The sequence below is a fragment of the Thiofilum flexile DSM 14609 genome (assembly GCF_000380185.1).
Lineage (GTDB): Bacteria > Pseudomonadota > Gammaproteobacteria > Thiotrichales > Thiotrichaceae > Thiofilum > Thiofilum flexile.
The window spans coordinates 1-3316 of record NZ_KB904800.1 but is presented as its reverse complement, the minus strand read 5'-3'; the positions used below and the strand labels follow the sequence as shown (position 1 = coordinate 3316).

The following is a 3316-nucleotide window of genomic DNA, read 5'->3' as shown; positions in this document are numbered from 1 at the left end:
TTATTGAAGGGTAAACGTATGCTTATTGAAGGGTAACATAATGATTTTTAAAAAGAATTTCACGTCTAAAAATATTAAAAGTATTAAAAATAAAAGAAGAGAGTTGTGCTATCGCACTAAAGAAGAAGAGAAAGATCGCAGATGAACCAAAGCAGAAAATAGCTACTTTGGGTAGTAATTGAATCTAGGTGTAACTTGCAAGTAGAGGAAAGCTAAGAACTAGCAATTCCCTTACTTGTTACCCTTCTTGACACCCTGTTTGCTTTGCACGGCATCTGGTACTTGATCAATAAATTGCTCTACCGCTTCAATATTAGTTGCTGCTTTACGCTTACGTTTTATAGTCATTTACTATCACCTGCTATTGGTAAGCAAACGTCGTTATATGGACAAGTAAGATACTGATTTTGAATAAAAGATGTGCTCATGCACTATAAGTGAGCTAGAGTAGAAAAAGTCAGCTTACTGACAGTAAACGAACCTAAGGAACACGCAGTATTCTGATGGATCAATAAATTGACTCTGCTAGTGCTACAAGCTTATTTGCTCGTCCTCTGCCTTTTACATGCCCTGACATGCTAATAGTGAATAGCCTATTTTCAGTAAACCACGATAACTTAGATAGAGCAGCCCCTTTGCTACTTTTCTTCACTAGAAATATCGCTGGATGACCATTAACACTTTCGTTAATGAAGCTCTCATGGAATGAAATATTTCCTCCTGTTGATGGATAGTCGATTTCTTCTATGGATAACACAGACTTATTTTCTAATAGAAAAAACTTTTCAATGCCTGCCCACTTTTCTTTTAGCTCTCCTGTTGTTATTTCGCTTTTTAAAACAACACCTTTTAATTCCAACTCTTTGTTTTGTATTTCATGGTAACTAATTGTTGCAGGAGTAAAGGTCAAGTTTGGAAGGGCATCACTGATAGGTATCATGAATTTCTTGTAAGCATCAATAGTAAATTGATCAACCACTTCATCATTTTTTACCGTGATAACGCCTGTCTCACGTAGTTGCCTTAAATCACTTTGTATCTTATCCGTTAGTTCTTTCTCTAATGGCTGTTTATCGGTTGTGGATGTTGTGCCTTTTGACGGTATTAGCTGTCTAGCTTCTTCACTGATGGTAATTGCATTTGCAGGCGATGAAGCGGAAAGTAATAAAATAAAAGTTACTAATATTGTTATAAGTGTTAGTTGTTTCATAAATACCCTTTTTAATATTAATGGGTGAGGTTGCAGTGCCATTTTTGAGTGTTGGGTAGCTGCATCTGGATTCCATTAGAGTACATATATTGTTGACCAATAACATATAAATCTGTATGAATAAGGGTGAACTATTAGGCACATTGGTAGAGTTATGCTTATTTTTTGCTAAATATTTGGAGTGAAAACAAACAGGGGATACGTTGTTGCAAGGATAAAATCAAGCGACTTTAGGAGTAAAATCATGAAAGTTTTAAATAGTATCTTAATACTGGTTTTTAGCCTAAGTATTACTGTATTAGCTAATGCCGAAGATAGAGGTTCAGCGAGTAAGTCTACAGCATGGACACAGTTATTAGAAAATCACGAACTACTTAATAACAATATTAAGCAGGTTAAGAAAGCAGCTAAAAATTTAGAAAAACCGAATGATTTAAAACTAAAGGATGCTAGTAGTGTATTAAAACAATTAAGCAAAGTCGTAGAAGAAGGGCGGGCTATCGCCTATAGCTCATCTCAAATTGATAAAAATTATCATGTAATAACAAAGAATGTATCCGAGTTTTACGGGCAAAAATACAGTCCAGACAAAACGGCTGATTATATGACTCAATATGATGACTGGAGCAAGACCAATCGAGATAGCCTCATAGAGGCATTAAAGGCGGCTCAGATCAATACGAAAAATATGAGTGATGAATCTGCCATGATGCAGACCATTCAAGATCAGCTCAGTAGCTCACAAGCCCTCCAAGTAGCGGGGGCTATAGCTAATCAACAAGTCGAGCAACTGCAAAAGCTGCTGCAGTTAGTGGCTGCTCAAATTCAAATGCAAGGCACGATGGCAAATATTGCAATGGATCAGGCTAATAGAAGTAAGGCGTGGGAGATTAAGGCAAAACAAAAAACCTTGAATTATGAAGTTCCTAAAGGTTCAGGTTGGAACTCAAATTTTGAATTTTAAATCAGAGGTTTAAAATGAAGCTTAAAGCATTATCTCTATTGCTGTTAATCAGTATTTTTTCTTGTATGTCTGCATTGGCTGCTGATGAAATCGAACTAGGTTAGTTAGATTGGTTTGAATGATCATCAATGCTACTACAGAATTCCACAGTAATGGCTTATTGCTGATGTATAAAGTGTTTTAGATTAATATTCTATACTCATTTACTCATAAGTGTATATACTCATTTACTCACCAAATGGAATGTAACCTATGCCCCAAGTCATTGCTGTACTCAATCAAAAGGGAGGGAGTGGCAAAACAACCATTGCTACTAACCTAGCCCATGCCTTGAAGCTAGCAAAATCCAAAGTGCTATTGGTGGATTCAGACCCACAAGGTAGCGCACGAGACTGGAATGAAGCGAATCAAGGGCAAGTATTGCCAGTCGTGGGATTAGATCGTGAAACGTTACCTACAGATTTAATCGCTATTTCAGGCGGCTATGACTATGTGGTCATTGATGGTGCTCCCCAAATTGCCAAATTAGCAGCGGCAGCGGTTAAATGTGCAGACTTAGTACTGATTCCGGTACAACCTTCACCTTTTGATATTTGGGCTACAGCAGATTTGGTAGAGCTGATTAAAACCCGTCAATCACTTACTGATGGTAAACCTTTAGCTGTTTTTGTGATTAGCCGAGCGATTAAAAATACCAAGCTCTCTCAAGAGGTGAATGAGGCATTAGAGGGGTATGGTTTACCTATCTTGCTACATGGCACTAGCCAACGGGTGATTTATCCTACCGTAGCGGTTACAGGGCAGACTGTGTTTAGTGAAGCGGGTAATCCTGCTATAGAGGAAATAGAAGCGTTAGCTCAAGAAGTTTTGGAGTTATTACCGTGAGCCTAAAAGATGCAATGGTTGCTAAGAAGACACGTACCACACCACAAAAAACGCAAGCATTAGAAGAAGTGGTCAAAGAAGAAATGAAACGTTTAAACGTCAATGTACCTGCTTCGTTATTGAAAGGATTTAAGGCTAAAGCTGCCTTGGAAGGAAAAGAGATGTCTGAGGTAGTAAAAAGCTTTATAGAGCAATATGTTAGGAGTTAAGTGTATATACTCACATGAGTACATGAGTACATGAGTACATGAGTACAT

Annotated in this window: 4 protein-coding genes; 3 read left to right on the top strand and 1 reads right to left on the bottom strand. The window is 37.5% G+C overall.

What is annotated here, in order from left to right; all coding sequences use genetic code 11:
- Positions 1–508 precede the first annotated feature (508 nt).
- Positions 509–1210: a hypothetical protein gene (locus A3IK_RS0115140; protein ID WP_020560827.1), complete on the bottom strand. Its 702-nt coding sequence runs from the start codon at positions 1208–1210 to the stop codon at positions 509–511.
- Positions 1211–1454: 244 nt separating this feature from the next.
- On the opposite strand from A3IK_RS0115140, the gene A3IK_RS20515 reads away from it, so the two are divergent.
- The 3 genes from A3IK_RS20515 to A3IK_RS0115125 all read left to right on the top strand — a co-directional run bounded on the left by A3IK_RS20515 (position 1455) and on the right by A3IK_RS0115125 (position 3268).
- A complete protein-coding gene (locus A3IK_RS20515; protein ID WP_020560826.1) occupies positions 1455–2174 on the top strand; it encodes a TrbJ/VirB5 family protein in 720 nt (239 codons plus the stop codon).
- Positions 2175–2426: 252 nt separating this feature from the next.
- Positions 2427–3059, top strand: a complete 633-nt coding sequence (gene parA, locus A3IK_RS0115130) for a ParA family partition ATPase (RefSeq protein ID WP_020560825.1) — start codon at positions 2427–2429, stop codon at positions 3057–3059.
- Positions 3056–3268: a hypothetical protein gene (locus A3IK_RS0115125; RefSeq protein WP_020560824.1), complete on the top strand. Its 213-nt coding sequence runs from the start codon at positions 3056–3058 to the stop codon at positions 3266–3268. Before parA ends, A3IK_RS0115125 begins: the two co-directional genes overlap by 4 nt.
- Positions 3269–3316 lie beyond the last annotated feature (48 nt).

Coding starts and splice junctions, on each gene's coding strand:
- A3IK_RS0115140 (WP_020560827.1), bottom strand. CDS start 1,210: ATGAAACAACTAACACTTATAACAATATTAGTAACTTTTATTTTATTA.
- A3IK_RS20515 (WP_020560826.1), top strand. CDS start 1,455: ATGAAAGTTTTAAATAGTATCTTAATACTGGTTTTTAGCCTAAGTATT.
- parA (WP_020560825.1), top strand. CDS start 2,427: ATGCCCCAAGTCATTGCTGTACTCAATCAAAAGGGAGGGAGTGGCAAA.